Source organism: Erwinia sp. Leaf53, from assembly GCF_001422605.1.
Lineage (GTDB): Bacteria > Pseudomonadota > Gammaproteobacteria > Enterobacterales > Enterobacteriaceae > Erwinia.
On sequence record NZ_LMLK01000022.1, the window covers coordinates 470,257 to 491,641 of the forward strand.

Consider the following 21,385-nt stretch of genomic DNA (forward strand, 5'->3'; position numbering starts at 1 on the left):
TATTTCGGGTCAAATGGCGAACGCTGATGCCAGCGTCAGGCTCCCTGCCCGACCGCCGGCTTACTTCATCAGCATCGCGCGGCAGGATTTGCCTTTGATCTTCACCTGCTGCAGCTGTTTCATCACCTGGCGGGCCAGCGACTGGCGCACCGCCACATAGGCGTGATTCGGCGCAATCTCGATTTTACCCACCTGATCGCCCTTCAGCCCGCCGTCGCCGGTCAGCGCCCCGAGAATATCGCCAGGGCGGATCTTGGCCTTACGGCCGCCGTCGATGCACAGGGTAACCATTTCCGCCGGCAGCGCCACCGTCGCCACCGACTTCAGCTCGCTGACGCTGCGCCACTGCAGTTTTTGCTGCAGCAGATCTTCCAGCGCGTGGGCGCGGGCCATCTCGTCCGGCGCCACCAGGCTGGCGGCAAAGCCCTCCTGCCCGGCGCGGGCGGTACGGCCGATGCGGTGCACGTGAACTTCGGGATCGAAGGAGAGCTGGTAGTTAACCACCATCTCCAGCGATTTGATATCGAGGCCGCGCGCGGCGACGTCGGTAGCCACCAGCACCCGGCAGCTGGCATTGGAGAAGCGTACCAGCACGCGATCGCGGTCGCGCTGTTCGAGGTCGCCGTGCAGCGCCAGCGCGCTGATCTGCGCTTTTTCCAGCGCGGCGGCGATGTCGTCGCACTCGCGGCGGGTGTTACAGAACACCACGCAGGAGGCCGGCTTACGCTCGCTCAGCAGGCCGGTCAGCGCCTGCAGTTTCTCGCGCGAGCCGGCCTCATAGAATACCTGCTCGATGGCCGGCAGATCGGAGACGTCGCCGGTTTCCACGGTCAGCGGGTCGCGCTGGATGCGCTGGCTGATCTGCGCGATATCCTGCGGCCAGGTGGCGGAGAACAGCAGCGTCTGCCGCTGCGGCGGGCAGTAGCTGACGATCTCGTTGATATCGTCCCGGAAGCCCATCTCCAGCATGCGGTCGGCTTCATCCAGCACCAGCGTTTTGACGCCGTCGAGCCTGAGGGTTTCGCGCTTCAGGTGATCGAGGATGCGCCCCGGCGTGCCGACCACGATATGCGGCGCGTGCACCAGCGAGTCGCGCTGCGCGCTGACCGGCTGGCCGCCGCACAGCGTCAGGATCTTGATATTGGCGGTGAAACGCGCCAGCCGGCGCAGCTCTTTGCTGACCTGATCGGCCAGTTCACGCGTCGGGCACAGCACCAGCGCCTGGGTGACGTACTGGCTGGCGTCAATCACGTGCATCACGCCGAGGCCGAAGGCGGCGGTTTTGCCGCTGCCGGTTTTGGCCTGGGCACGCACGTCACGCCCGGCGAGGATCGCCGGCAGCGCTTCGGCCTGCACCGGGGTCATCACGGTGTAGCCCAGCTCGTTAAGGTTGTCGATCTGGCTGGCGGGCAGTTGGGTCAGGGTGGAAAAAGCAGTCACGGGATGATTCTCAAAACAGCAAAGGAAGATGGCGCGGATTGTAGCAGATAACCCGTCCGCAGGGCGACTTTCCGCGCGGTGGCCCCGCCCGGCTGCCCGCTGCGGGTGCGCATCCTGCCCGGCCGCCGCTCGGGTGCGGTTAATGCACCACAAATCGTGCTGGAATTCCCCCGCGGAATCCGTACCATACACGCCATCAGGGCTTACCCACCGTTACCGTGGAATAAACCCGCCACTAATTCCGAGTTGAGAACGTCAGAAAATGCTATCGAATCCAGAGACCGCCAAAAAAGATCAATACAATCTGAACAAGCTGCAGAAGCGCCTGCGCCGTAACGTCGGCCAGGCGATTGCCGACTTCAATATGATCGAAGAGGGTGACCGTATCATGGTCTGCCTGTCAGGCGGTAAAGACAGCTACACCATGCTGGAGATCCTGCGCAGCCTGCAGCAGAGCGCGCCGATTTCGTTCTCGCTGGTGGCGGTCAATCTCGATCAGAAGCAGCCGGGCTTCCCGGGCCATATTCTGCCGGAGTATCTGGAGCAGCAGGGCGTGGAGTATAAGATTGTTGAAGAGAACACCTACGCCATCGTGAAAGAGAAGATCCCGGAAGGCAAAACCACCTGTTCACTCTGCTCGCGCCTGCGCCGCGGCATTCTCTATCGCACCGCTACCGAGCTGGGCTGTACTAAGATCGCCCTTGGCCACCACCGCGACGATATCCTGCAGACGCTGTTCCTGAATATGTTCTACGGCGGCAAGATGAAAGGCATGCCGCCGAAGCTGATGAGCGACGACGGTAAGCATATCGTGATCCGCCCGCTGGCCTACTGCCGCGAGAAGGATATCGAACGCTTCGCCATCGCCCGCGAATACCCGATTATCCCGTGCAACCTTTGCGGTTCGCAGCCCAACCTGCAGCGTCAGGTGGTAGGCGAGATGCTGCGCGACTGGGATAAGCGCTATCCTGGGCGCATTGAAACCATGTTCAGCGCCATGCAGAACGTGGTGCCGTCCCACCTTGCCGACCACCAGCTGTTCGACTTCAAGGGCATTCAGCACGGCAGCGAGGTGGTTGACGGCGGCGATCTGGCCTTTGACCGCGAAACGCTGCCGGTGCAGCCTGCCGGCTGGCAGCCGGAAGAGCAGGATGACGCGCCGGTGCGTCTCGACGTGCTGGAAATTCGCTAAGCCAATCCTGCCCTGCCTGCACGCTGTCTTAACGGTGCGCCGGCGGGTCAATAATCGGGTGTGGATCGATCGGCGGCGGATCGGGCAGTGACGGGTCCGGCGGCGGCGTCGGCTGCGGTCCGGGGATCGGCAGCGGGTCGCTGAGCGGTTCTGAGCTGCGAATATGCGGGTGGATGGCTGAAAACATGGCGTCCTCCTCGGTAAGGTCGAACCTTAAGCGTAGAAGATCTGGCCCGGCTGGCAAACCGGCAAAAAAAAACCGGCCAGCGGCCGGCGTCGTGCGAATTAAATGCGCTGAGCATTAATTCTGAAAGGAAGTCAGACAATATGGAGCGTAACGCCCATCGCTTGACGTTACATTCACCTGCGAAATGAAGTTTGCCGCGAAGCCGTCGCGGCGTTATTGATTTCGATCAGGTTCCGCACGCTTTCCGCGATTTTATCTGCTGCCTTTGTTTTTTTTCACAGCCATTTACGTCGCCGTAACCACCATGCAACGCCCGAAACCAGCACCGCTAACAGCAGGCAGAACAGGCCAAAGCCAAAGCGCCACTCGCCCCCCGGAATGCCGCCGAGGTTAACGCCGAACAGGCCGGTGAGGAAGGTGGTCGGCAGGAAGATCATCGCCATCAGCGACATGGTGTAGGTCCGGCGGTTCATCGCCTCGGCCATTACCGTGCTGATCTCATCGGACAGCACGCCGGTCCGCGCCACGCTGGCGTCCAGGTCGTCCAGCCCGCGTCCCAGCCGGTCGGCGATATCCTGCATGCGGCGGCGGTCGTCGTCGCTCATCCACGGCAGGCGCTCGCTGGCCAGCCGCGAAAACACGTCGCGCTGCGGCGCCATATACCGGCGCATAATAATCAGCTGCTTGCGAATTAAAGCCAGCTCGCCGCGCGGCGGCACGCGCTGGTCGACCACCGCGTCCTCCAGCTCGATGATTTTGTCGTGCAGGTCCTCGATAAACTCGCTGGTGTGGTCGGTCAGCGCATCACAGACGTCCACCAGCCAGCTGCCGCCGTCGGTAGGTCCGTTGCCGTTGTTCAGGTCGGTCAGCACTTCATCAATAGCGAACACCTTGCGGCGGCGCGTCGAGACGATCAGCTTTTCGTTGATAAACACCCGGATCACCACCAGCTGGTCGGGGCGCGACTCGCTGTTGAGGTTCACGCTACGCAGGGTGATCATCGTGCCGTCGCCCAGCCGGCTGACCCGCGGCCGCATGCTGTCGCCGCCCAGCGCATCCCTGACCGCATCCGGCAGCAGCGGCGTCGACATCAGCCAGTCAGCGCTGGCGCGGTGGGTGTAGTTCAGATGCAGCCAGCACGGACGGTCGCAATGGACCACTTCGCTGTTCTCAATCGGGATCAGCCCGCCCTTCCCGTCCAGCTGGCAGGAGATAATGGCGTCTGATACCTGTAACGCATTGCCTGAAATTGACTCCATTGTGTCTCCGGATTCAGCATAATCAATGCGATACAGTTTAGCCTGTCCGCCCAGGCTTGCATAATCGCACGCGCGGCAACAGCGGTGAGAAAGCGTATCAAACTGCTACCAAAAGCGGATCGCGGTCACGAAAATCAGTTTTGATCTGCCACACCTCTTGCTAATTATCCGCCGCTGGGGAACTATCGCTGCACTAAAAACAGGATTGCTACTGAGCTTCAGGCAAAACCTAAATCGCTTTTCTTGCGCCCGTCGGGCCCTGCAGAGGCGATTTAGGTTTTTTTTTGGCCTGAATTCGGTAACGGCCGCATGACAAGATGTCTGAACCAGGAGCGTACAATGAAGTATCAGGGGTTATCAGAAGAGATTCTGCAGGGCGTTGGCGGGAAAGAGAACATCACCTCGGTGATGCACTGTGCCACCCGCCTGCGTTTCAAACTTAAAGACAGCAAAAAAGCCGACACCGCCGGGCTGAAAGACAACGCCGGGGTAATCATGGTGGTAGAGAGCGGCGGCCAGTATCAGGTGGTGATTGGCAACCACGTCAGTGACGTCTATCAGGCGCTGCTGAAGATCGCAGGCCTGGGAGACGGTGCCGACAGCAGCGACGACGGCCAGCAGAAAGGGTCGCTGTTTGCCCGCTTTATCGATATCGTCTCCGGCATCTTTACCCCGTTTGTCGGCGTAATGGCGGCGGCCGGTATTCTGAAAGGCCTGCTGGCGCTGGCGCTGGCCTTTAGCCTGACCACCGAAGCCTCCGGCACCTATATCACTCTGTTCGCCGCCAGCGACGCGGTGTTCTACTTCCTGCCGGTGATCCTCGGCTACAGCGCCGGTAAAAAGTTTGGCGGCAACCCGTTTATCACCATGATTATCGGCGCTGCGCTGATCCATCCGTCGATGATGGCCGCCTTTTCCGCCGCTCAGGCCGGCAGCGCCCCGCTGCACTTCTTCGGCGTGCCGATGATCCTGATTAACTACAGTTCGTCGGTGATCCCGATTATCTTCGCCGCGTGGTTCTCCTGCGTGATCGAGCGCCTGATCCATCAGCGCCTGCCGTCGGCGATCCGTAACTTTACCACCCCGCTGATCTGCCTGGCTGTCGTGGTGCCGGTGACCTTCCTGGTGATCGGCCCGGCCGCCACCTGGGTTAGCGAGCTGCTGGCGGCGGGCTATCTGCACGCCTACACCTTCAGCCCAACCTTTGCCGGCGCGTTTATGGGTGCCTTCTGGCAGGTGTGCGTGATCTTCGGTCTGCACTGGGGCCTGGTGCCGATTATGCTTAACAACCTGGCGGTACACGGTGCCGATACCCTGCTGCCGCTGCTGATGCCGGCGGTGCTCGGCCAGGCCGGTGCCACGCTGGGCGTACTGCTGCGTACCCGTGACCTGAAGCTGAAAGGGATTGCCGCCTCGGCGTTCAGCGCCAGCCTGTTCGGTATTACCGAACCGGCGGTGTACGGCGTCACTTTACCGAAGCGTCGTCCGTTTATCTTTGGCTGCATCGGCGGTGCGATGGGTGCCGCGGTGCTCGGCTTCTGGCACACCACCAGCTACTCCTTTGGCCTGCCGTCGGTGTTTACCTTCAGTCAGGTGGTGCCAAAAACCGGTTTTGACGCCAGCGTGATGGCGGCGATTGCCGGCGCGCTGATCGCCTTTGGCTTTGCCGCAGTAACCACCGCGCTGTTTGGTTTACCGAATGAGGCCGTTGCGGCTGCACAGACCGCGGCGCCTGCTGCTGCCGAATCCGCCCCGGTTAACCCGGATCTGCTGAATAAGGCGTCGCTGGCCAGCCCAATGACCGGCGCGGTGGTTGCTCTGGAACAGGTGGCCGACGAAACCTTTGCCAGCGGCCTGCTGGGCAAAGGCATCGCTATCAAACCCACCGAAGGCCGGGTTTATTCGCCGGTGAACGGCACGGTCGCTTCGCTGTTCCGCACCCGCCATGCGATTGGCCTGGAAGCGGAAAACGGCGCGGAGGTGCTGATCCACGTCGGCATCGATACGGTGAAGCTGGATGGTCAGCACTTTATTGCCCACGTTAAGCAGGACGACAGCGTGCGCGTCGGCGACCTGCTGATCGAATTCGATATCCCGGCGATTACCGCCGCAGGCTATGACCTGACCACCCCGGTGCTGGTCAGCAACAGCGATGACTATATTGACGTGCTGGCCGCCAGCCCGCAGCCCGACGTGGCCGCCGGTGAGCCGCTGCTGACGCTGATTAAATAAATTTTCATAAGGAGAATCATCATGACTCAACGTTTCCCACAACACTTCCTCTGGGGCGGTGCGGTTGCCGCTAACCAGGTTGAAGGCGCATGGCAGGCCGATGGCAAGGGCATCTCCACCTCCGATCTGCAGCCGCACGGCATTTTCGGTGAACGCGTGGAGCGTCAGGCTGGCGATTTCGGTATTAAAGACGAGGCGATCGACTTCTACCACCGCTACACGGAGGACATCAGGCTGTTCGCCGAGATGGGCTTCACCGTGCTGCGCACCTCCATCGCCTGGACGCGCATCTTCCCGGAAGGTGACGAAGCGCAGCCGAACGAGGCGGGCCTGGCCTTCTACGATCGCCTGTTCGATGAGATGGCGAAGTACAACATCAAGCCGCTGGTGACCCTCTCCCACTACGAGATGCCGTACGGGCTGATTAAAAAGTACGGCGGCTGGGGCAGCCGTACCACCATCGACTGTTTCGTGAATTATGCAGAGACCGTGTTTACGCGTTACAAAGACAAGGTGAAGCACTGGCTGACCTTTAACGAGATCAACATGTCGCTGCACGCGCCGTTCACCGGCGTCGGTCTGCCGGAAGAGAGCAATAAGCAGGCGGTGTATCAGGCGATTCACCACCAGCTGGTGGCCAGCGCCCGCGCGGTGAAAGCCTGTCATACCCTGATCCCGGACGCTAAAATCGGCAATATGCTGCTGGGTGCGATGCTCTATCCGCTGACCTGCAAACCGGCCGACGTGCTGGAAACGCTGGCGCAGAACCGCGACTGGCTGTTCTTCGGCGACGTGCAGACGCGCGGCTACTACCCGTCCTACATGAACCGCTACTTTAGAGAGCAGGGTATCACCCTGGAAATCAGCGAGCAGGACAAGGCCGACCTGCGCGAGCCGATCGATTTTATCTCTTTCAGCTACTATATGACCGGCTGCGTAACCACCGACGAAGAGCACAACCAGAAAGCGCGCGCCAATATCCTGAATATGGTGCCGAATCCGCACCTGGCCAGTTCAGAGTGGGGCTGGCAGATTGACCCGGAAGGGCTGCGCTATCTGATGAACGTGCTGTATGACCGCTACCAGAAGCCGCTGTTTATCGTCGAAAACGGCCTGGGCGCGCGCGATACGGTGGAACCCGACGGCTCGATCAACGATGACTACCGCATCGCTTACCTGAACGATCACTTGGTGCAGGTGCGTGAAGCGATTGAAGACGGTGTTGAAGTGCTGGGCTACACCTGCTGGGGGCCGATCGACCTGGTCAGCGCCTCGAAAGCGGAGTTCTCCAAGCGTTACGGCTTTATCTACGTCGATCGCGACGACCAGGGCAACGGCACCCTCGCCCGCAGCCGCAAGAAAAGCTTCTTCTGGTATCAGGACGTGATTAAAACCCACGGTGAATCACTGAAGTAAAAAACATAAGGGCAGCGATTCGCTGCCCTGTTTGTTTGCGTGCCCGGTTAATGACGTTGCCTGTACCAGCCCTCTGCGGCCTCCCTGCCGCCACCATCATGCGCTAGCGTTACGCTTCGTCCGCACTCTCATCCAGCGCCAGCGTCTCCTTACGCACCCGTTCAATATGGATGGTGAGGAACATGCGTTCTTCGCTGCCCAGCGCGTAGTCATAGTTTTTCATCACGTGGCGGTCGATCTTCTCCACGCACTTATAGGCGGCGGGATAACGCTCACGTACCACGTCGTGCAGTGAATCATCGTCGCTGTAGACGCCGCGTTTGCCAAGCATGCGCTGCGAAAAGAACTTCAGGTGGGTGACAAAGCGGTTATAGCTCAGCGAGTCGGTCTGATAGTCCAGCTGCAGCTGGTACTTTACGATATGCAGGATCTCCTGCATAAATCTGGTGATATGCATCACCGCCGGCATTTCGCTGCCCAGCTGGGCGTTAACCAGGTGCAGGGCAATAAAACCGGCTTCGTCGTCCGGCAGCCTGACCTTCAGCCGTTTTTCGATGATATCCAGCGCCGCCAGACCAATGCCATACTCTTTCGGATAGAGGCTGCGGATTTCCCACTGCAACACGTTGCGGATCGGCAGGTTTTGCTGGTGGCGCGTCAGGGCAAAGTTAACGTGATCGGTCAGCGCTATCGCCAGGCTGTCGTGCAGCGCGCCGCTGAGCTGCTCGCGCGCCAGCGCGATAATACATTCCGAGGCGATAACCACCTCCAGCGGGATCTCACAGAGCAGCTCGGTTAAGCGCCCGGTCAGTTCATGGCTTTTCAGGGCGAAGGTTTTTTCCACCAGCTGCGGGTCCAGCTCGTCGCCCGCGCGTTTTTTAAACGCCAGACCGCGCCCCATTACCACCTGTTCCTGGCCCTGCTGGTCATGCACGATGACCACATTATTATTAAGTACTTTCGCTATTATCATTTTTTTGGCCTGAAAACAAAAAAACCCGACCGCCGGTGGAGTCCGGAGATCAGGTTTTGCCTGCGTAAATGCAGTAACAATCCAGTAGTGGTAACACGATAATCCTTTATACGACCGTCTCAAGCGGTCAGAGGCTGAAATGTGATTCAGCTCGCGATCTGTTTTCAGCCAGGCTGCGTACACTTTGCCTGGGTTAACGCCTGCAGCTGTTTTTCCCGCTTATCGGCCTGGCTTTGCGCCCGCGCCTTAGCGATACCGTTACCCACCCCAAAGTCCAGCAGCACGCCGACCATCGTCAGACCGTCGAATTCGCCTTTCTTATCAATCTGCTGCTGGACCTGCTGCTGTTCAGCCGTCAGCTTCTGCGCGCCCTGGCAGTCCAGCTGGGTTTGCTGCACGTTGCTCAACGGCGGCGAGTCGGGATAGCTTTTCACTGCGCAGCCGCTGAGCAGCAGGCTGACGGTCAGCAGGCCGGTTATTGTTTTCATGATGAGACCCTGATGGTGTAAGAGTGGCTGATTATGGCAGCGCGGCCCGCGGGCAATAGGTCGAACAGCAGCGTTAAGGGGGGGTATTTCCTGGCGATAAAAAGATGAGTTTTCTTAGCAGTTGGTAAAAAACTTCGGATAAACCTGACCATTCATATCCTGCCAAATAAATAACAGCTAAAAACCATCGGGTTAATAAAAAAAGCGCTCTCCGCATCTGTGAAGAGCGCTTGATAAAAGCGCCTGGGTGCAAAACTCCATCAGTCCTGATAAGGCGGGCTTACCCCCGCCTTAAAACAGACTACTTACCGTCAGATCCGCAAGCCAGTCTGGCTGCCACCTCCCTTTCTCCATCCTTCAGCCTTAACTCACACAGCGAGCGCCGCGTCAGGAGCGTGAATATCAGTAATGTTATACACAGTATCAATACGCACCCGATCAGGGGGTTGTTCGGCAGTTTCATGACCGTCTTCTCCTTGCCTTGAGGCAGGTAAGAGGCTATCCTGATGTTGTGAAGCATAGGGTAGGCCTCGGGGTTAATGAAAATTAACTTCGGGGCTTTTCTACTTTATGCCACAGACAAATCAGCATTTCTGCACGTCGCCCGGGCAAAAAGCCGCAAGCGCCGCGGTTATTATATCGTCAGAGAGCAACATGTTTCCAGGAGCAGTAAGCGCGTAATTAAAAGGCCAGCAGTTTAATATGTCGCATTAATCGCCCGTATTTACCGAGGCAACTCAATAGCATTAACAACAGTTTAACGCCTTCACTCCGCCGCCCCGATCTGCCATTAAAAAAAGGCCAGCGGTTTCTCCGCTGGCCTTTACTTTAATTACCGCTAACCGTTAAATATCCCGTTATCAGTGCTGCACAATATACAGCTGACGGCTGTAAGCCACGTCTTCCGGGTTATTAATTGGATAACCTTTCACGTAAGGCTTAATTAACCGTCCGTTGGTGTACTGATAGATCGGTGCAATCGGCGCCTGGTCGGCAATTAACTGTTCGGCACGGTTGTAGGCGGCGTTGCGCGCCTGCGCATCGGTCAGCTGGCTGGCTTGGGCGAGAATAGCGTCGTACTCTTTGCTGTTAAAGCGCGAGATATTGCCGCTGTGGGTTGAACCCAGCAGGCTGAGGAAGGTGGACGGCTCGTTGTAATCACCGACCCAGGAGGCGCGGATCACGTCAAAGTTACCGCTGCTGCGGCTGTCGATGTAGGTTTTCCACTCCTGGTTCTGCAGCTTAACGTTAACCCCGAGGTTCTTCTTCCACATTGAGGCCACGGCGATGGCGATCTTCTGGTTATTCTCAGAGGAGTTATACAGCAGGGTCAGATCGAGCGGCTTCGACGGCCCGTAGCCCGCCGCCGCCAGCAGCGCCTTAGCCTGCAGATTCAGTTCCGCCTGGCTGTGCTGCTGAATAAAGCTGGCCTTCGGGCTGAAGCCGGCGGTAACGTCCGGGGTAAAGTGCCAGGCGGGCTTTTCACCGCTGCCGACCACTTTGCCGGCGATAATCTGCCGGTCGATGCTCCAGGAGAGCGCCTGGCGCACGCGGGCGTCGGCGGTGGGCCCTTTCCGGGTGTTAAACGCGTAGTAGTAGGTGCCCAGCTGGTCCGGGGTGTAGACCTGGCCCGGCAGCTGCTTTTTCAGCATGGCAAACTGCTCTTTCGGGAAGGATTCGGTGATGTCGATCTCGCCGGCCCGGTAGCGTTTCGCCGCACTGGACTCGGAGCTGAGCGGCAGGAAGGTCACTTTAGTCAGCACCGAGTGGGCGTCATCCCAGTAATGGCTATTGCGCACCAGCACCAGCTTCTCATTCACCACCCGGCTTTCCAGCTGATAGGCTCCGTTACCCACCAGGTTGCCCGGCCGCGTCCACTGCTCGCCGAACCCGGCAATCACCTTCTGCGGCACCGGGAACAGGCTGAAGTTGCTGGTCAGGCTGGCGAACCACGGCAGCGGCTTGTCCAGCGTCACCTTAAGGTGGGTGGCATCCACCGCGCTGACGCCGAGTTTATCCGCGCTCATTTCGCCTTTGACGATCGCCGCCGCATTTTCTATCCCCGCCAGCGCGGCGAACCACGCGAAGGTGGAGCTGGTTTTCGGGTCGACCAGCCGCTGCCAGCTGTAAACAAAGTCGGCAGCGGTGACAGGGTCACCGTTTGACCAGCGTGCGTCTTTGCGCAGGGTGAAAATCCAGGTTTTGTTATCGCTGGTCTGCCAGCTGGTCGCGACGCCGGGTACGGTTTTACCGCTGGCGTCCTGGCTGGTCAGCCCCTCAAACAGATCGCGGATCACCGGGATCTCCGGCAGACCGACCGCTTTGGCCGGATCGAGCGAGGCGGGCTCATCTTTAATATGACGGATAACCTCCTGACTGGCGGCCAGCGGGGTGCCCGCCGGCACCTCGGCGGCCAGCGAAGCAAAACTCAGGCACGCCGCCAGCGCGCCCAGCGTAAATCGGGTTTTCTGCATCCTGAACTTCTCCATGCCTGTGCCGGCGGCGGGCGCACTACCGTAGCCGCGCCGCGGGGTAACTGAGGAAAACGACTGCTGGCACTGTAGCGTAAAATGTTGTCAGACCGACAGACTTTTCAACGGGATGTGTTTCGCGCCGCAAATTTATGCCACAGTGAAGGGCCAACATTGAGGAGCCGACTATGTTAAACCACCAGCCGCGCCCGCTGCGCGGGCCACTCGACCTTGCGGTGCAGCAGTACGGTACCTCGGTGCTCGGCGCACCGTTACTGTGGTTTCCGGCGCTGCAGGCAGACGCCGACAGCGGGCTGATCCTTGCCGGCACCCACGGTGACGAAGCCGCCAGTATCGTCACCCTCTCCTGTGCCCTGCGCACGCTGCCGGAGGCGCTGCGCCGCCACCACGTGGTGCTGGCGGTGAACCCGGACGGCTGCCAGCTGGGGCTGCGCGCCAACGCGCGCGGGGTGGACCTGAACCGCAACTTTCCGGCGGCCAACTGGCAGCCGGGTGAGACGGTATATCGCTGGAACAGCGCGGCAGATGAACGTGACGTGCGGCTGTCCAGCGGCGGGCAGGCCGGTTCGGAGCCGGAGACCCAGGCGTTGTGCCAGCTGATCCATCAGCTGCAACCGCGCTGGGTGGTCACCTTCCACGAGCCGCTGGCCTGTATTGAAGATCCGCAGGCCAGCCCGCTCGGCCACTGGCTGGCAGAGCAGACCGCGCTGCCGCTGGTCAGCAGCGTCGGCTACGCCACACCCGGCTCGTTTGGCAGCTGGTGCGCCGACCTCAGCCTGCCGGTGATCACCGCCGAGCTGCCGGCCATCTCGACCGATGAGGCCAGCGAACGCTATCTGGCGGCGATGACCGCACTGCTGCGCTGGCAGGCTTAGAGCTGGATGCGCCCACCGTGAAAATCCAGCGCCGGATCGGCGTCTACCGCCAGCCAGGTGGGGCCGTCAAGATCGGCAAAGCGCACCCTTGGTGCCAGCGGCAGCGCGGCGCGGATCGCCCTTGAGGTGCAGAGCATGCACCCCAGCATCAGCGAAAATCCCTGCGCCTGCGCGGCATCGGCCAGCGCCAGCGCTTCGGTCAGCCCGCCGGTTTTGTCCAGCTTGATATTGACCATCTCATAGCGACCGCGCAGCGCCGGCAGGCTGTCACGGGTGTGGCAGCTCTCATCGGCGCAGATCGGCAGCGGGTGGATAAAGGTCTCTAAGGCAGCGTCTTCGCCGGCGGGCAGCGGCTGTTCGAGCATGGCGATACCGAGATCGGCCAGCAGCTGGCAGCGTTCAGCCAGTCCCTCGCCGTGCCAGGATTCGTTAGCATCAACGATCAGCGTCGCTTCCGGCACCGCCGCCCGGATCGCCACCAGCCGCTCGGCGATCAGGTGGTTGTCGAGCTTAATTTTCAGCAGGCGCGCGCCGTTCTCCCACAGCGCCAGCGCGCTGCTGGCCATCATCTGCGGCAGGTCGATGGTGACGGTTTGCGCGGTCTCCACCCGCGCCGGGGCGCTGGCTGCCGTCAGTTGCCACAGGCTGCGGCCGCTCAGTTGTGACTCCAGCTGCCACAGCGCACTGTCAATGGCGTTGCGGGCAGCCCCGGCCGGCAGCGCCTGTTGCAGTTCTGCGCGGCTCATACCCTGCTGCAGCGCGGCGATCAGCGGGGCAATCTGCGCCAGTACTGAACCTTCGGTTTCGCCGTAGCGCCCGTATGGCGTGGACTCGCCCTGCACCCTGATGCCCTGTTCTTCCAGCTCGACCACCACCACCGCTGCCTCGCTGCGGCTGCCGCGGGCAATGACAAATGGCGTGTGCAGGGGCCAGCTTTCCGGGTAAACCTTGACCGTTCTCATCGTCACCTTCCTGTTCAGGTTTGATACCCGTGATACTTCAGTCCATACACGCATAACGCCGGGCGAACCCTCACTGCTATGCGCCTGTTTTTTTACTGTTTCCCCGCCGCGGCATGACATACACTGGGGGCGCTTAAACACCATTAACATACAAAGGATAGTTTATGTCTCAGACCGTACATTTTCAGGGCAACCCGGTTGCCGTCGATGGCCTGCTGCCGGCCCCGGGCCAGGTCGCTAAACCTTTCACCCTGGTAGCCAAAGACCTTTCCGATGTGGCGCTGTCCAGCTTCGCCGGCAAGCGCAAGGTACTGAATATCTTCCCAAGCATTGATACCGGCGTGTGTGCCGCCTCGGTGCGTAAATTTAACCAGCTGGCCGGCGACGCGGAAAACACCGTGGTGCTGTGCATCTCCGCCGACCTGCCGTTTGCGCAGTCACGCTTCTGCGGCGCGGAAGGCCTGAACAACGTGGTAACCCTCTCCACCCTGCGCGGCGCGAGCTTCATCCAGGACTACGGCGTGGCGATCGCAGCTGGCCCGCTGAGCGGCCTGGCGGCACGTGCGGTAGTGGTGCTGGACGAGCAGGATAACGTGATTTACAGCGAGCTGGTGAATGAAATCACCACCGAGCCGGACTACGATGCGGCCCTGGCGGCGCTGAAGTAATCTCTGCGGGCCGCCCCTCCGGGCGGCCCGTTGTTTTCCCAGCCGGATCGCCGGTTTCCGCGTTACTCCCCGTCGCTTTTCTTCTGGCTCAGGCCATACTCACGCAGCTTATTGGCGATCGCCGTATGCGAGACGCCCAGCCGTTTGGCCAGTTTGCGGGTGCTCGGATAGGAGAGATAGAGCCGGGTCAGCACCGAACGTTCAAAGCGGCTGGTAATGTCATCCAGCGATCCTTCGATCGCCTCATCACCCAGCGGCATCTCCAGCGCATACTCAGGCAACACGATATCCTGCGGCCGCAGTTCGTAGCCTTCCAGCTGGGTGAGCGCCCGGTACAGCGTATTTTTCAGCTGGCGCACGTTGCCCGGCCAGGTGTAACGGGTCAGAAATGCGTTCAGCTGTGGCGACAGCTTTGGCCGCGCCATGCCCTGCTCATCGGCAAAGCGGGCGACGAACAGGTCGGTGAGCGGCAGAATATCCTGCGGACGATCGCGCAGCGGCGGCAGGTTCAGCGTCAGCACGTTCAGCCGATAGAACAGGTCTTCACGGAACTCGCCGCGCTGCACCAGCTCCAGCAGATTTTTCTGCGTGGCGCAGATCACCCGCACGTTGACGTGTACCTCGTGCTCTTCACCCACCCGGCGGAAGGTGCCGTCGTTGAGGAAGCGCAGCAGCTTGGTCTGCATGCGCGGGGACATCTCGCCGATCTCATCCAGCAGCACCGAACCGCCGCTGGCCTGCTCAAAGAAACCCTTTTTACCTTCCAGCGCGTTCGGGTAAGCCCCGGCGGCGTGACCAAACAGCTCGCTTTCTGCCACGTCGTCCGGCAGCGAGGCACAGTTAAGCGCCAGGAACGGGTTTTTACCGCGCGCGCTGCGCAGATGGCAGGCGCGCGCCAGCATATCCTTGCCGGTACCGGTGTCGCCGACGATCAGCAGCGGCGCGTCGAGCATCGCCAGCTTGCGCGCCTGATCGACCACCTGCCGCATCTTACCGCTGACGGCGACGATATGCTGGAATTCGCTGTCGTCGTTGACCGCCAGGTTCTGCAGCTGCTGCCCCATGCGCGCGGTGGACTTGAGCATCACCACCCCGCCGACCGGCATCACCGTTTGCTGCTCATCATCACGGCCGTAAATTGGGGTAATCTCCAGCAGGAAATCGCGCCCCTGCAGCACCACGTGATGCGCCTGAGCGGTAATCTGCTCGCTCTCCAGCCAGCGGGTGAAGTTGAACCCGCCGATCAGCGCGCCTGCGCTGTGGCTGCGGATTTTCTCTTCGTTGAGATCGAACAACGACTGCGCCGCCGGGTTAGCCAGCTCCACTTTGCCTTTCATATCGATAGAGAACACCGGCTCCGGCAGCGCCACCAGCAGCGCGCTCAGCGCCCGGTGCTCGCGCTCTGAGGGCAGAAACGCCACGGTGCGCACGTCGGTTACGCCGGGGATGCGGCGGATTTCCGCCATCAGCTGGCTGAACTGCTCGAAGCCGATGGTGGAGAAGTTGAGGTAGATGCGGCCGATGGCGGCAATTTCGATGCCGCGCAGGTCGATAGCGCGCTCCACCAGCAGGTCCAGCAGTTCGCGGGTCAGACCAATCCGGTCCTTACAAAAGACTTCAAGACGCATATGTTTTAACCTTCGTGAACGGCAGCAGGGTCATTAACGCCAATCATACGCTATCCCCTGTTTGTCCAGAAGTGGTGTGTCAGCATAAGTTGACACGCAACCCCTGCTTTTGTGTTACTTCGCGTTTTTATCGCGCGCCAGCGTCTCTTTTAACTGCCCCAGCAGCTCGCGCCGGAAATCGCCGAGGCGGGGTTTATCCTCCTCAAGCCACGGCAGCGGGCGGCACAGCTCCATCGCTTTAATGCCTAACCGGGCGGTCAGCAGGCCGGCACCAATGCCCTGCGCGGCGCGGGCGGAGAGGCGCGCCGCCAGATCCTGCGACATCCAGTCCATGCCCACTTCGCGCACCAGTTCAGAGGCGCCGGCAAAAGCGATATTGATTAATACCAGGCGAAACAGACGGATACGGCTGAAGTAGCCCAGCTCAATGCCGTACAACGCCGCAATCCGGTTCACCAGACGCAGGTTGCGCCAGGCGATAAACGCCATGTCTACCAGCGCCAGCGGGCTGACGGCGATCATCAGGGTCGACTCGGCGGCACAGCGGCTGATTTCGCGGCGCGCCTGGCGATCCAGCTGCGGCTGCACCAGCCGGGCATAGAGCATCACCACTTCACGATCGTTATGGGTTTCGTGCAGCGCAGCCTGCCAGCGCTGTAACGCCGGGTTGCCAGCGTCCAGCCCGGCCTGGCGCGCCAGCCGTTCACAGAACGCCCGCCCTTCACCGGGGGCCTGGCTGTTGAGCAGCCCGCGCGCCACGTCACGCTCCTCCGCCCGCTCGCGCAGGCGATACAGACGCCGCCACTCGGCGATCAGCGATCCGGCACCGGCGACGACGATCAGTCCCCCGGCCACGCCGCCGGCCAGCGCGATCCACTGCTGCTCAAGCCACGCCTGATGCAGCCACTGTCCGCCCTGCGCCAGAACGCTGACGCCAGACAGCGCCAGCCCGGCCAGCGCAATGCGGCGCCACAGGCTGCGCTTCGGACGCAGCGCCGCTTCAACCGCCTGCTCGCCCGCGCCTTCGGCGGCCAGCACCTCGTCATCCGGCTCAGCCGCTACGACAAAATCCGGCTCCCCGGCGTTAAACGCCTGCGACGGCCGCAGCTGCGGCTCGGGCTTATCCTGCAGCGGGCTGGCAAAATCAACCCGCGGTTTGATCGGTGTGCTCATCGCAGCTTATCTCCCAGTAAAAATTCCAGCGCGGCATCCATGCGGATATGCGGTAGCGGCCGGTCAATGTCCAGCGGCTGCGGCCGGAACTGTTCAAAATGAAACCCCTGCTGCTGCCAGAACGCCTGGCCGGGCAGGCGCGGCGGCACGTCGCCCGGGTAGACGGTCAGCGGCGCGTTATCGTCCAGCCGGTGGCCGCGCAGCGCCGGAACCCGCTCGCCGTTATGCTCAACGTGGCCGCTTTGCGTCGCCTGCACCGCGGCCAGGCCAAGGCACTCCATGCTGATGCCTTCGAACGCGGCATTCTGCCAGGCGTCCTGCACCAGCTGCTGTAGCAGCGACACCAGGTTGGCGTGTTGATCGACGGTAACGTGGTCAGATTTGGTGGCGGCGAACAGCAGCCGGTCGATAACCGGTGAGAACAGGCGGCGGAACAGCGTGCGCTGGCCGTAAGAGAAGCTTTGCATCAGCTGGGTCAGCGCCAGCCGCATATCGTTAAACGCCTGTGGCCCGCTGTTAAGCGGCTGCAGGCAGTCAACCAGCACCACCTGCCGGTCAAAGCGCAGGAAGTGATTTTTATAGAAGCCTTTCACCACGTGCTGACAGTAGTAGTGGTAACGGGCGCGCAGCATGCCGATATTGCTGCCGGCGTCGGCCTGCATCAGCTGGCTTTCGCTGCCCTCACCGATCTGCGGCCACGGGAAGAACTGCAGCGCTGGCGCACCGGCCATCTCCCCCGGCAGCACAAAGCGCCCCGGCTGGATAAAGTGCAGCCCTTCCCGCTTGCAGTGCTGCAGGTATTCGGTCCAGGCGGCGGCGATCTCCGCCAGGCGGTTTTCATCGGCGGGGGCGAATGGATCCAGCCCGGCCACCAGCTGCTGCCAGCGCTGCGCCCACGCCGCGCGGTCGCCGTGCAGCAGGCCGGTCATCTGCCGCGACCAGCTCAGGTAGTCCTGCGCCAGCATCGGCAGGTCGAGCAGCCACTCGCCGGGGTAGTCAACGATCTCAAGGTAGAGCGTCGAGGTATCTTTGAAATGGCGCAACAGCGAGTCACGCGAACGGAAGCGCAGCGCCAGCCGCGTTTCGCTGACGCCACGGGTTGGCACCGGCCAGGCGGGCGGATCGCCGTACAGCTGCGCCAGCCCCTCATCGTAGCTGAAACGGGGGATCCCGAGATCGCGCTGCGGCACGCGCTTAACCCCCAACAGCCGCCCTTCGCGCACGGCGCTGAACATCGGCAGCCGCGCGCCGTTGTTGACCTGCAAAAGTTGATTGACCAGTGAGGTAATAAAAGCGGTTTTGCCGCTGCGGCTTAAACCGGTAACGGCCAGCCGTAAATGGCGATCCACGCCGCGGTTGACCAGAGACAGTAGTTCAGTTTGCAGTCGTTTCATCTGTGCCCGGGCACCTCCGTTTAAATTTTCCTTATTTTAACACAGTGTCCGCCGGGGCGTTTTTTAGCCAGCGGCCGGCAATGCCGCGCATCGCCCGGCGCAGCAGCGGTTCCAGCGCCCAGGCAAGCAGGATCCTGAGCGGCCGGCGGGCCACCGACTTCACCGCCCAGCCGCTGATGCCGGCCGGGCCGGCAGTAATGGCGGTGAGCAGGATAAATTTTCCGGCCTTCTTCATTGCCGGCGCGGCCTGCTGCCGCGCAACCTGTTGCCACTGACGCATAGATTTCTCCCGTTGCTGGCGGAGCCGTGGCTCCGCGATGCGATTACAGCTGGCTGAACCGGCTGCGCACGCTGAAGGTCTCGGAGGTGACGTAGCGCTCAACGTCCCGCAGACGCTGCTCACCCCGCTGCAGCTCGTTGCCGAGCTGGTTTAACAGTTGCCCGGCGTTCAGCTGCGCCGCCTGCTGCTCCTGCGGCATCTCGTCCAGCACCCACGCCAGCACGAAGTAGGCGATCAGGGTGAACATAAACAGTCCGAAGATCATCGACAGCACCACGATCACCCGCACCAGCCGCACCGGAATATCCAGGTACTGCGCGATACCGGCGCAGACGCCTTTGATTTTACCCTGCGCCGGAATGCGCCAGAGCTTTTTCCCGTTGCTCATGGCTGCCTCCAGTTCGGGTGTTCGGCGTCAAGAATGGCTTCCAGCGCCTGGATGCGGTCGGTCATCTTTTTCGCCTCCAGGTTCAACTGCTGCAGACGCTGCAGATCGCCCTGCGACAGGGCGGCCCCGCTGCTCTGCCGGTTGCTGTAGTGCAGCCACAGCCAGATCGGCGCGACGAACAGTACAAATATCGTCAGGGGGATGGCTAAAAATAACGCGCTCATTCACTCTCCTTATGCACAGGGGTGCGGATTACTGGCCCGGGTTCATTCTGGCCTTCAGCGCGGCCAGCTGCTGGCTGATTTCATCGTCGGCCTGCAGATCGGCAAACTGCTGATCGAGACTTTTCTTTTTACCAAAGCTGTGGCTTTCCGCTTCGGCTTCCATATGGTCGATGCGGCGCTCAAAGGACTCGAAGCGGGCCATTGCCTGGTCCAGCTTACCGCTGTCCAGCTGACGACGCACGTCGCGGGATGACGAAGCCGCCTGGTGGCGCAGGGTCAGCGCCTGCTGGCGCGCGCGGGTCTCACCGAGTTTACTTTCCAGCTCGCCGATCTCGCCTTTCATCCGCGTCAGGCTCTCTTCCACCTGGTCGGCTTCCTGCTGCAGCAGCGCGATCAGCTCGGTCAGCTTCTGCTTTTCGATCAGCGCGGCGCGGGCCAGATCGTCTTTCTCTTTACGCAGCGCCAGTTCGGCTTTTTCCTGCCATTCGCTCTGCTGGAGTTCCGCCTGCTCAATGCGGCGCAGCAGCTGTTTCTTCTCGGCCAGCGCGCGGGCGGAGGTGGAGCGCACTTCCACCAGCGTGTCTTCCATTTCCTGAATCATCAGTCGCACCAGCTTCTGCGGATCTTCTGCTTTTTCCAGCAGCGAGTTGATGTTGGCGTTAACGATGTCAGCAAAGCGTGAAAAAATTCCCATAAGTCAGTTCCTCTTTAACAACGGTATCAGGCAGAATGCCGTCCGGTCTGCATAACACCATTCAAAATCCGTGCCAGTTTTTATGTTATTGATTTTAAATAAACATTACGCTTTACAGATTTCCACCGCCCGACTAGATTAGTGATTATCACTAACAGATGGCGAAATTCATCATGTCTGAACGCGCAGAGACCCTGCTGGGTGAGTCGAATAACTTTCTTGAGGTGCTGGAGCAGGTTTCCCGGCTGGCTCCGCTGAATAAACCGGTGCTGGTGGTCGGTGAGCGCGGTACCGGCAAGGAGCTGATTGCCAGCCGCCTGCACTACCTCTCCGACCGCTGGCAGGGGCCGTTTGTCTCGCTCAACTGCGCGGCGCTGAACGAAAACCTGCTCGACTCCGAGCTGTTTGGCCATGAGGCCGGGGCGTTTACCGGCGCGCAAAAGCGCCATCTGGGCCGTTTTGAGCGCGCAGACGGCGGCACCCTGTTCCTGGATGAGCTGGCTACCGCGCCGATGCTGGTGCAGGAAAAACTGCTGCGGGTGATCGAGTACGGTCACCTGGAGCGGGTTGGTGGCAGCCAGCCGCTACAGGTCAGCGTGCGGCTGGTGTGCGCCACCAATGACGATCTGCCGCTGCTGGCCAGCCAGGGAAAGTTCCGCGCCGACCTGCTCGACCGGCTGGCCTTTGACGTGGTGCAGCTGCCGCCGCTGCGCCAGCGGCGTGGCGATATTCTGGTGATGGCGCAGCACTTTGCAATACAGATGTGCCGCGAACTCGGGCTGCCGCTGTTTGCCGGTTTTACCCCGGCGGCGGAGCAGACGCTGCTGGCGTATCGCTGGCCGGGCAACGTGCGCGAGCTGAAAAACGTTGTGGAACGCTCGGTGTACCGCCACGCCAGCGCCGAGCAGCCGCTCGACCATATTATTCTCAATCCGTTTGCCGCCAACAGTTCCGTAGCGGCGCAGGATCGGGCCGCGCAGACAGAGCCGGCGGCAGACCTTGCAGCCGGGGCTACAGCGGCAGGGTTACCCCAGCTGCCGCTGGATCTGCGCCAGTGGCAGCATCAGCAGGAGCAGGCGCTGGTGACCGCCAGTCTGCAACAGTCTCGCTTTAACCAGAAGCGCGCCGCGGAGCTGCTTGGCGTAACCTATCATCAGTTCCGCGCGATGCTGAAAAAACACGATATTCAGGTGACTGAAGAGTAACAGGCGAAAAAAAACCCGCACAAGGCGGGCTGAAAAAATACTGGAAGCAATGTGAGCAATGTCGTGCCCCTCCCCGGTAGAGCCACCGGTGAAGCGCAGATGAATAATAATCATTCTCACTCCGATCTGTAAAGCCATTTATTGAGAATCTTTCTCATCTCCACAGCAATTATGGGCGTATTTCATCCAGCACGTCGCGTAACCGGAGAGTATTC

General features: G+C 60.9%; 21 protein-coding genes. 6 read left to right on the plus strand and 15 right to left on the minus strand.

Features of this window, described 5'->3' with window-relative positions:
* Positions 1 to 60: 60 nt before the first annotated feature.
* Positions 61 to 1,440: an ATP-dependent RNA helicase DbpA gene (dbpA, locus tag ASF13_RS15910; RefSeq protein ID WP_056238198.1), complete on the minus strand. Its 1,380-nt coding sequence runs from the start codon at positions 1,438 to 1,440 to the stop codon at positions 61 to 63.
* Positions 1,441 to 1,702: 262 nt separating this feature from the next.
* Here dbpA and ttcA point away from each other — a divergent pair, with 262 nt between their 5' ends.
* Positions 1,703 to 2,632 carry a tRNA 2-thiocytidine(32) synthetase TtcA gene (gene ttcA, locus ASF13_RS15915; protein ID WP_056238200.1) on the plus strand — a complete coding sequence of 310 codons (930 nt, stop codon included), beginning with the start codon at positions 1,703 to 1,705 and terminating at the stop codon, positions 2,630 to 2,632.
* Positions 2,633 to 2,660: 28 nt separating this feature from the next.
* On the opposite strand, the gene ASF13_RS24790 is transcribed toward ttcA, so the two are convergent.
* Positions 2,661 to 2,819, minus strand: coding sequence for a hypothetical protein (locus tag ASF13_RS24790; protein WP_200929787.1), 159 nt, complete (start codon positions 2,817 to 2,819; stop codon positions 2,661 to 2,663).
* Positions 2,820 to 3,094: 275 nt separating this feature from the next.
* A complete protein-coding gene (gene zntB / locus ASF13_RS15920; RefSeq protein ID WP_056238202.1) occupies positions 3,095 to 4,078 on the minus strand; it encodes a zinc transporter ZntB in 984 nt (327 codons plus the stop codon).
* A 339-nt stretch (positions 4,079 to 4,417) separates the two neighbouring features.
* On the opposite strand from zntB, the gene bglF reads away from it, so the two are divergent.
* On the plus strand, positions 4,418 to 6,310 hold the full coding sequence (gene bglF / locus ASF13_RS15925; protein ID WP_056238205.1) for a PTS beta-glucoside transporter subunit IIABC: 1,893 nt from the start codon (positions 4,418 to 4,420) through the stop codon (positions 6,308 to 6,310).
* A gap of 21 nt (positions 6,311 to 6,331) precedes the next feature.
* Complete coding sequence (locus ASF13_RS15930) at positions 6,332 to 7,726, plus strand: glycoside hydrolase family 1 protein (protein ID WP_056238208.1); 1,395 nt, start codon at positions 6,332 to 6,334, stop codon at positions 7,724 to 7,726.
* Between the two features lie 109 nt (positions 7,727 to 7,835).
* Here ASF13_RS15930 and licT read toward each other — a convergent pair whose 3' ends face one another.
* From licT to ASF13_RS15950, 4 genes are all read right to left on the minus strand, one after another.
* Positions 7,836 to 8,699: a BglG family transcription antiterminator LicT gene (licT, locus tag ASF13_RS15935; protein ID WP_056238212.1), complete on the minus strand. Its 864-nt coding sequence runs from the start codon at positions 8,697 to 8,699 to the stop codon at positions 7,836 to 7,838.
* Positions 8,700 to 8,863: 164 nt separating this feature from the next.
* Positions 8,864 to 9,187: a hypothetical protein gene (locus ASF13_RS15940; protein WP_056238214.1), complete on the minus strand. Its 324-nt coding sequence runs from the start codon at positions 9,185 to 9,187 to the stop codon at positions 8,864 to 8,866.
* A 301-nt stretch (positions 9,188 to 9,488) separates the two neighbouring features.
* Positions 9,489 to 9,614 carry a Hok/Gef family protein gene (locus tag ASF13_RS25005; RefSeq protein ID WP_233208971.1) on the minus strand — a complete coding sequence of 42 codons (126 nt, stop codon included), beginning with the start codon at positions 9,612 to 9,614 and terminating at the stop codon, positions 9,489 to 9,491.
* A 433-nt stretch (positions 9,615 to 10,047) separates the two neighbouring features.
* Positions 10,048 to 11,661 carry an ABC transporter substrate-binding protein gene (locus ASF13_RS15950; protein ID WP_056238218.1) on the minus strand — a complete coding sequence of 538 codons (1,614 nt, stop codon included), beginning with the start codon at positions 11,659 to 11,661 and terminating at the stop codon, positions 10,048 to 10,050.
* 185 nt (positions 11,662 to 11,846) lie between these two features.
* On the opposite strand from ASF13_RS15950, the gene mpaA reads away from it, so the two are divergent.
* A complete protein-coding gene (gene mpaA / locus ASF13_RS15955) occupies positions 11,847 to 12,554 on the plus strand; it encodes a murein tripeptide amidase MpaA (protein WP_056238222.1) in 708 nt (235 codons plus the stop codon).
* On the opposite strand, the gene ycjG is transcribed toward mpaA, so the two are convergent.
* A complete protein-coding gene (gene ycjG, locus ASF13_RS15960) occupies positions 12,551 to 13,516 on the minus strand; it encodes an L-Ala-D/L-Glu epimerase (protein ID WP_056238227.1) in 966 nt (321 codons plus the stop codon). The genes mpaA and ycjG overlap by 4 nt on opposite strands.
* A 164-nt stretch (positions 13,517 to 13,680) precedes the next feature.
* Here ycjG and tpx point away from each other — a divergent pair, with 164 nt between their 5' ends.
* Positions 13,681 to 14,184, plus strand: coding sequence for a thiol peroxidase (gene tpx, locus ASF13_RS15965; RefSeq protein ID WP_056238230.1), 504 nt, complete (start codon positions 13,681 to 13,683; stop codon positions 14,182 to 14,184).
* A 62-nt stretch (positions 14,185 to 14,246) separates the two neighbouring features.
* Here tpx and tyrR read toward each other — a convergent pair whose 3' ends face one another.
* The 7 genes from tyrR to pspA form a co-directional block, all read right to left on the minus strand.
* Positions 14,247 to 15,812, minus strand: a complete 1,566-nt coding sequence (gene tyrR / locus ASF13_RS15970) for a transcriptional regulator TyrR (protein ID WP_056238233.1) — start codon at positions 15,810 to 15,812, stop codon at positions 14,247 to 14,249.
* Between the two features lie 114 nt (positions 15,813 to 15,926).
* Positions 15,927 to 16,985 (minus strand): TIGR01620 family protein, encoded by a 1,059-nt coding sequence (locus ASF13_RS15975; protein ID WP_056238235.1) that lies wholly within the window; start codon positions 16,983 to 16,985, stop codon positions 15,927 to 15,929.
* The gene (locus ASF13_RS15980) at positions 16,982 to 18,379 is read right to left on the minus strand and encodes a YcjX family protein (protein ID WP_056238237.1); all 1,398 of its coding nucleotides are present in this window, start codon (positions 18,377 to 18,379) and stop codon (positions 16,982 to 16,984) included. Before ASF13_RS15980 ends, ASF13_RS15975 begins: the two co-directional genes overlap by 4 nt.
* 31 nt (positions 18,380 to 18,410) lie before the next feature.
* Positions 18,411 to 18,659: a phage shock protein PspD gene (gene pspD / locus ASF13_RS15985; RefSeq protein ID WP_056238240.1), complete on the minus strand. Its 249-nt coding sequence runs from the start codon at positions 18,657 to 18,659 to the stop codon at positions 18,411 to 18,413.
* 43 nt (positions 18,660 to 18,702) lie between these two features.
* On the minus strand, positions 18,703 to 19,047 hold the full coding sequence (pspC, locus tag ASF13_RS15990; RefSeq protein ID WP_056238243.1) for an envelope stress response membrane protein PspC: 345 nt from the start codon (positions 19,045 to 19,047) through the stop codon (positions 18,703 to 18,705).
* Positions 19,044 to 19,271 carry an envelope stress response membrane protein PspB gene (gene pspB / locus ASF13_RS15995; protein ID WP_056238247.1) on the minus strand — a complete coding sequence of 76 codons (228 nt, stop codon included), beginning with the start codon at positions 19,269 to 19,271 and terminating at the stop codon, positions 19,044 to 19,046. Before pspB ends, pspC begins: the two co-directional genes overlap by 4 nt.
* 28 nt (positions 19,272 to 19,299) lie before the next feature.
* Positions 19,300 to 19,965, minus strand: a complete 666-nt coding sequence (gene pspA, locus ASF13_RS16000) for a phage shock protein PspA (RefSeq protein WP_056238250.1) — start codon at positions 19,963 to 19,965, stop codon at positions 19,300 to 19,302.
* A 173-nt stretch (positions 19,966 to 20,138) separates the two neighbouring features.
* Here pspA and pspF point away from each other — a divergent pair, with 173 nt between their 5' ends.
* Positions 20,139 to 21,170, plus strand: a complete 1,032-nt coding sequence (gene pspF / locus ASF13_RS16005; protein WP_200929788.1) for a phage shock protein operon transcriptional activator — start codon at positions 20,139 to 20,141, stop codon at positions 21,168 to 21,170.
* Positions 21,171 to 21,385 lie beyond the last annotated feature (215 nt).

Coding starts and splice junctions, on each gene's coding strand:
- ASF13_RS24790 (WP_200929787.1), bottom strand. CDS start 2,819: ATGTTTTCAGCCATCCACCCGCATATTCGCAGCTCAGAACCGCTCAGC.
- licT (WP_056238212.1), bottom strand. CDS start 8,699: ATGATAATAGCGAAAGTACTTAATAATAATGTGGTCATCGTGCATGAC.
- ttcA (WP_056238200.1), top strand. CDS start 1,703: ATGCTATCGAATCCAGAGACCGCCAAAAAAGATCAATACAATCTGAAC.
- ASF13_RS15950 (WP_056238218.1), bottom strand. CDS start 11,661: ATGCAGAAAACCCGATTTACGCTGGGCGCGCTGGCGGCGTGCCTGAGT.
- tpx (WP_056238230.1), top strand. CDS start 13,681: ATGTCTCAGACCGTACATTTTCAGGGCAACCCGGTTGCCGTCGATGGC.
- ASF13_RS15930 (WP_056238208.1), top strand. CDS start 6,332: ATGACTCAACGTTTCCCACAACACTTCCTCTGGGGCGGTGCGGTTGCC.
- pspA (WP_056238250.1), bottom strand. CDS start 19,965: ATGGGAATTTTTTCACGCTTTGCTGACATCGTTAACGCCAACATCAAC.
- pspD (WP_056238240.1), bottom strand. CDS start 18,659: ATGCGTCAGTGGCAACAGGTTGCGCGGCAGCAGGCCGCGCCGGCAATG.
- pspF (WP_200929788.1), top strand. CDS start 20,139: ATGTCTGAACGCGCAGAGACCCTGCTGGGTGAGTCGAATAACTTTCTT.
- tyrR (WP_056238233.1), bottom strand. CDS start 15,812: ATGCGTCTTGAAGTCTTTTGTAAGGACCGGATTGGTCTGACCCGCGAA.
- zntB (WP_056238202.1), bottom strand. CDS start 4,078: ATGGAGTCAATTTCAGGCAATGCGTTACAGGTATCAGACGCCATTATC.
- ASF13_RS15980 (WP_056238237.1), bottom strand. CDS start 18,379: ATGAAACGACTGCAAACTGAACTACTGTCTCTGGTCAACCGCGGCGTG.
- ASF13_RS15975 (WP_056238235.1), bottom strand. CDS start 16,985: ATGAGCACACCGATCAAACCGCGGGTTGATTTTGCCAGCCCGCTGCAG.
- bglF (WP_056238205.1), top strand. CDS start 4,418: ATGAAGTATCAGGGGTTATCAGAAGAGATTCTGCAGGGCGTTGGCGGG.
- ycjG (WP_056238227.1), bottom strand. CDS start 13,516: ATGAGAACGGTCAAGGTTTACCCGGAAAGCTGGCCCCTGCACACGCCA.
- mpaA (WP_056238222.1), top strand. CDS start 11,847: ATGTTAAACCACCAGCCGCGCCCGCTGCGCGGGCCACTCGACCTTGCG.
- ASF13_RS15940 (WP_056238214.1), bottom strand. CDS start 9,187: ATGAAAACAATAACCGGCCTGCTGACCGTCAGCCTGCTGCTCAGCGGC.
- pspC (WP_056238243.1), bottom strand. CDS start 19,047: ATGAGCAACGGGAAAAAGCTCTGGCGCATTCCGGCGCAGGGTAAAATC.
- pspB (WP_056238247.1), bottom strand. CDS start 19,271: ATGAGCGCGTTATTTTTAGCCATCCCCCTGACGATATTTGTACTGTTC.